The sequence below is a fragment of the Micrococcus sp. KRD070 genome (assembly GCF_017168435.1).
Taxonomy (GTDB): Bacteria; Actinomycetota; Actinomycetes; order Actinomycetales; family Micrococcaceae; genus Micrococcus; species Micrococcus luteus.
On record NZ_JABFNH010000026.1, the window covers coordinates 29,822 to 35,257 of the forward strand.

A 5,436-nucleotide genomic window follows, 5' to 3' on the forward strand; every position below is an offset into this window, starting at 1 on the left:
CCCCCCGGGCGCTTTCGAACGTGAGGTGGGGCCTTTCTCCCGTTCGAAAGTCCCCATTCCCCCGATGTCACGTTCGAAAGTCCGGGAGGGCGGAGGGAGGGTTAGCGTGGTCGTGTGGTCTCCCCGCCTGCCCCCAGCGAGCTCGAGCTGGTCCACCGCGCCCTGCAGCACCTCCGCCCCGGCCTCGACCCCGCCCTCGCCCGCCGGCTCCGCACAGCCGACTGGGCCGCGGCGTCCGTGGAGGAGGGCGGGCAGTTCCACCGCGTGCTGGTGCTCGAGGACGTCGGCGTCCTCCGGATGACGCGGGCCCACGAGGTCGGCGCCGCCCCCGCCGCGCGGTGGGCGCCCGAGCGGGACCCCGCGGCGCACCTGCCCCGGCGCCTGGCCCTCCTCGACGGGCTCGCCTCGGCCCTGGCCGAGCGCGACGTGCCGTGGGCCGTCCCGGTCGCCCTCTCGGACCCCGTCCCCGCGGGCCCGGGCGCCGCGGTGCTGCAGCGCTTCCTCCCGGGCGGGCCGCACCCGCCGCACGAGGGCGATCCGGCCGTGCTGCGCGGCGTCCTCGACGACCTCGCCGCCGTGGACGTCACCGACCCGCGGATCGCCCCGCACCTCGGCCGCCCGTTCGCGTTCCGCGGCCCGTGGACGCCGGAGCGCGCCCGGCACGTCGCGGCGCTGCCGGGGGCGGTCGCCGCGCGCCTGGGCGCGTGGGAGGGGCACGACGTCGACGCGCGGCTGGGCGCCGAGGCGTGGCCGGACGCGGTGGCTGCCCTCGCGGACGCGGTGACGACGTGGACCGCCGCGCCGCCCGTGCCGCCGTCGCTCGTGCACGGCGACCTGGCCGGGCACAACATGCGCTGGCGCGCCGTGCCCGAGGACGAGGACCCGCGCGCCCCGCTGCGCTGGGCGCTGGCCGGGGTGCTGGACTGGGACTTCGCGTGCGCGTGGGACCCCGCCCTCAACGTGGCCTACCTGGCGCTCTGGCACGGCGAGGAGAAGGTGCCCGACCTGGCCCGGGACGCGGCCGAGGCGCGCCGGGCCCGCGTGTGGCTCGGGGCGATGGCCCTGGAGACGCTCGACGACGCGGCGGCCCGGGACGCGATCGTCGGCGGGCTGGCCGCGGGGTCCTGGCGGCGCCTGCTGCGCAAGACCCTGCCCCGCGTGGCGCGGGCCCTCACCGCCCTGGACGGCTGAGGGCCCGCGCGGTCGTCAGGACACGCCCAGGCGCTCCAGCACGATCTCGCGGACGCGGCCGGCGTCGGCCTGCCCGCGGGTGGCCTTCATGACCGGGCCGATCAGGGCGCCGACGGCGGCCATCTTGCCGCCCTTGATCTTCTCGGCCACGTCCGGGTTGGCGGCGATCGCGGCGTCGACGGCCTCGGTGAGCGCGCCGTCGTCGGACACCACGGCCAGGCCCTTCGCCGCGACGACCTCCTTCGGGGCGCCCTCGCCGTCGGCCACCAGACCGAGCACCTGCTTGGCGATCTTGTCGTTGATCGTCTTCGCGGCGATCAGCTCCTCGACCTCCACCACGTGCGCCGGGGTGATCCCCAGCTCGGCGACGGCGACCTCGCGGACGTTCGCCAGGCGGGCGATCTCGCCCATCCACCACTTGCGGGCGGCCGCCGCGGAGGCGCCGGCCTCCACGGTCGCGACGATCTCGTCCAGGACGCCGGCGTTGACAACGTCGCGGAACTCCTCGTCCGAGAAGCCCCACTCGGCCTTGAGCCGCTTGTTCCGCACGGCCGGCAGCTCGGGCATGGCCGCGCGCACGCGCTCGACCCACGCGGCGTCCACGTGCACGGGCACGAGGTCCGGCTCGGGGAAGTACCGGTAGTCGTCCGCGTCCGACTTCGGGCGGCCCGAGGTGGTGCTGCGGGTGTCCTCGTGCCAGTGGCGGGTCTCCTGCGTCACGGTGCCGCCCGCGGCGAGCACCGCGGCCTGGCGCTGGATCTCGTGGGTGACCGCGTGCTGCACGGCGCGCGTGGAGTTCACGTTCTTCGTCTCGGTGCGGGTGCCGAACTCGGTGGCGCCCTTGGGCATCAGCGAGACGTTCGCGTCGCAGCGGACGTTGCCGCGCTCCATCCGCGCGTCGGAGATGTCGATGGCCTGCACGATGTCCCGGATCGCGGTGACGTAGGCGCGGGCCAGCTCGGGCGCCCGCTCCCCCGCGCCGACGATCGGCCTGGTGACGATCTCGATCAGCGGCACGCCGGCGCGGTTGTAGTCCACCAGCGAGTTCGCCGCGCCCTGGATCCGGCCGGAGCCGCCCACGTGGGTGAGCTTGCCGGCGTCGTCCTCGAGGTGCGCGCGCTCGATCTCCACGCGGAAGACCTCGCCGTCCTCCAGCTCGACGTCCAGGTGGCCGTCGAAGACGATCGGCTCGTCGTACTGGGAGGTCTGGAAGTTCTTCGGCGTGTCCGGGTAGAAGTAGTTCTTCCGCGCGAACCGGCAGGTCTCGGCCACCTGCGCGTCCAGGGCCACGCCCAGGCGGATCGCGTACTCCACGACCTCGCGGTTGAGCACCGGCAGGGTGCCCGGCAGGCCGAGGTCGAGCGGGGTCACGTTGGTGTTCGGCTCATCGCCGAACGCGTTGGGCGCCGAGGAGAAGATCTTCGTGGCGGTGTTCAGCTCCACGTGCACCTCGAAGCCCAGCACCGGGTCGAAGCGCTCCATCGCCTCCGCGAAGTCCATGGTCTGTTCTGCGTGGCTCATGCCCGGCCTCCTGCCGTGGTCGCGGTGGTGGCGCGCTGCGCGCCCTTCTCCAGCTCGGGGGCCTCGGCCCACACCGGCCCGCCCCGGCGCTCGGCCACGAGGCGTTCGAGCGCGGCGCCGGCCTCGTACAGGCGGGCGTCCTCGCGCGCGGGCGCCATCAGCTGCAGGCCGTAGGGCAGCCCGTCGACGACGCCGCCCGGCACGGACATGCCCGGGACGCCGGCGAGGTTGGCCGGGATGGTGGCCAGGTCGTTGACGTACATGGTCATCGGGTCGTCCGTCTTGGCGCCCAGCTCGAACGCCGGGGTCGGCGCGGTGGGCGTGAGGAGGACGTCCACCCGCTCGAAGGCGCGGGCGAAGTCCTGCTGCACGAGCGTGCGGACCTTCTGCGCGGAGCCGTAGTAGGCGTCGTAGTAACCGGCGGAGAGCGCGTAGGTGCCCAGGATGATGCGGCGCTTGACCTCGGCGCCGAAGCCGGCGGCGCGGGTGGCGCCCATGACCTGCTCGATCGTGCCGCCGCCGTCGGGCACCACGCGGTGGCCGTAGCGGACGCCGTCGAAGCGGGCCAGGTTGGAGGAGGCCTCCGAAGGCATGATCAGGTAGTACGCGCCGAGGGCGGCGTCGAAGCTCGGGCAGGAGACCTCCACGATCTCCGCGCCGGCCTCCCGCAGGGCCGCGACGTGCTCGTCGAAACCGGCTCGGATGCCCGGGTGGAACGCCTCCGCCGGCAGGTCCGTCACGACGCCGACGCGCAGCCCCGCCAGATCGCGGCCGCGGGCAGCGGCGGTCAGGTCCGCCGGCGCGTCGGCCAGGGACGTGGAGTCCTGCGGGTCGGGGCCGCCGATGACCTGCTGCAGCGCCGCGGCGTCGGCCACGGTGCGGGCGGCGGGGCCGATCTGGTCCAGTGAGGAGGCCATCGCGATCAGGCCGTAGCGGGAGACGGCGCCGTAGGTGGGCTTCACGCCGACCGTGCCGGTGAACGCGGCGGGCTCACGGACGGAGCCGCCGGTGTCCGAGCCGAGGGCGAAGGGGGCCAGGAAGGCGGCGACGGCGGCCGCCGACCCGCCGCCCGAGCCGCCGGGCACGCGGTCCCCGTCCCACGGGTTGCGGGTGATGCCGAACGCGGAGTGCTCGGTGGAGCCGCCCATCGCGAACTCGTCGAGGTTGGTCTTGCCGAGGATCGGCAGGCGGGCCTCGCGGAGGCGGGCCACCACCGTGGCGTCGTACGGGCTGAGCCAGCCCTCGAGCATGCGGGAGGCGGCCGTGGTCGGCTGCCCGCGGGTGACGATGTTGTCCTTCACGGCCACGGGCACGCCGGCCAGCGGGTGCAGGGCGTCGGCCTCGGGGCCGCCGGCGGCGCGGATCGCGTCCACCTCGGCGGCGACGGCGAGGGCCTCGTCCGTGTTCACGTGGAGGTAGGCGCGCACGCCGCGGTCGCCGTCGGCGTCGGCGCGCACGTCGCCGTCATGGGCCGCGATGCGGTCCAGGTGGGCCTGGACGAGCTCCACGGAGGTGGTGGTGCCGGCGCGCAGGCGCTCGGCCATCTGCAGCGCGGTGAGCCGGACGAGCTCGTCGGCGCCGAGGGTCGCGTTCACGTCGAACGTCTCGGTCATGGGGGTGATCACTCTCCGTCCAGGATGGCGGGGACCTTGAACTGGCCGTCCTCGGAGTCCGGCGCCTGGTCGAGGGCCTCCTCCTGCGTGAGCATGCCGGCCGGCACGTCCTCGCGGAACACGTTCTCCAACGCGATGGGGTGGGACGTCGGCGTCACGTCGTCGCCCGCGGCGGCCTGGACCGCGGAGACGTGCTCCAGGATCTTCTCCAGGTCGCCGGACATCGTGTCCAGCTCCTCGTCGGTCATCCGGATGTGGGCCAGGCGAGCCAGATGCTCCACCTGATCCCGGGTGATCTCAGGCATGGATCTCCTCGTGTGACGGGTCGGGGCGGGGTGGACGACGCCGGCGCGGCGGCGGCCACATCGGGGTCGAGTCTAGTTGTAGGAGGGCATGACGTTGTTGACTCGGGTCGGTGCCAGTGAGGCCGGCGGGGCGTCTCCGCAGGAGGTATGAGGCCGATGGTAGTTGTAGTGGTTCACCCACACCGCCAGGGCCTCACGCCGAGCTTGCTCTGAGGTGTAGGGGCGGGCGTAGAGGACCTCATCGACCATCAGCCGGTTGTACCGCTCGACCTTCCCGTTATGGCGCGGGGTGTAGGGTCGGATCCGGTGATGCCGGCCCCCGAGCGAGACCACCTTCGCGGTGAAGTCCACTGCCCGATAGTTGTTCCCGTTGTCCGTGACCACCCGGTCCACGGTGATGCCGTGGGCGGCGAAGAACGCCCTCGCCCGGCAGAAGAACCCGATCGTGGTCACCGTCCGCTCATCCTCCAACGCTTCGGTGTACGCCAGGCGGGTGTACCCGTCGATCGCCGAGTGCAGGTAGGTGTACCCGACCCGTCGGCCAGGCCCGCGCTTGGCCGCTCGCGCGTTCTCGGAGTCCCGGCCGTGAGCACGCCAGCCGCCCCCCTCGGGGATGCGCCCGATCTTCTTCACGTCCAGATGCACCATGTGCCCCGGGCCGCGGGCGGTGATCTTCTGCGGTCGTTGGCGCAGGTCCTCACCCGTGGGCGCGAGGTCTCGCAACCGGGAGATGCCCAGCCGGTGCATCCACCTCCCCACGGTGCGCAGGCACAGCTGGTGGCCTTCGGAGGCGAGGTGGTGATGGA

Annotated in this window: 5 protein-coding genes; 1 reads left to right on the forward strand and 4 read right to left on the reverse strand. The window is 73.8% G+C overall.

Annotated features, from left to right (window positions below; genetic code table 11):
• The first annotated feature begins 114 nt into the window (after nucleotides 1-114).
• Nucleotides 115-1,191, forward strand: a complete 1,077-nt coding sequence (locus J1M38_RS11220; protein WP_144819576.1) for a phosphotransferase — start codon at nucleotides 115-117, stop codon at nucleotides 1,189-1,191.
• Between the two features lie 15 nt (nucleotides 1,192-1,206).
• Here J1M38_RS11220 and gatB read toward each other — a convergent pair whose 3' ends face one another.
• The 4 genes from gatB to J1M38_RS11240 form a co-directional block, all read right to left on the reverse strand.
• Nucleotides 1,207-2,712, reverse strand: a complete 1,506-nt coding sequence (gatB, locus tag J1M38_RS11225; protein ID WP_144819577.1) for an Asp-tRNA(Asn)/Glu-tRNA(Gln) amidotransferase subunit GatB — start codon at nucleotides 2,710-2,712, stop codon at nucleotides 1,207-1,209.
• Nucleotides 2,709-4,325, reverse strand: coding sequence for an Asp-tRNA(Asn)/Glu-tRNA(Gln) amidotransferase subunit GatA (gene gatA / locus J1M38_RS11230; protein WP_176726091.1), 1,617 nt, complete (start codon nucleotides 4,323-4,325; stop codon nucleotides 2,709-2,711). The genes gatB and gatA overlap by 4 nt, the downstream gene beginning before the upstream one ends.
• Nucleotides 4,326-4,333: 8 nt before the next feature.
• Nucleotides 4,334-4,630: an Asp-tRNA(Asn)/Glu-tRNA(Gln) amidotransferase subunit GatC gene (gatC, locus tag J1M38_RS11235; protein WP_002854348.1), complete on the reverse strand. Its 297-nt coding sequence runs from the start codon at nucleotides 4,628-4,630 to the stop codon at nucleotides 4,334-4,336.
• A 72-nt stretch (nucleotides 4,631-4,702) separates the two neighbouring features.
• A partial coding sequence (locus J1M38_RS11240; protein WP_206501259.1) for an integrase core domain-containing protein occupies nucleotides 4,703-5,436 on the reverse strand: 734 nt, incomplete at its 5' end.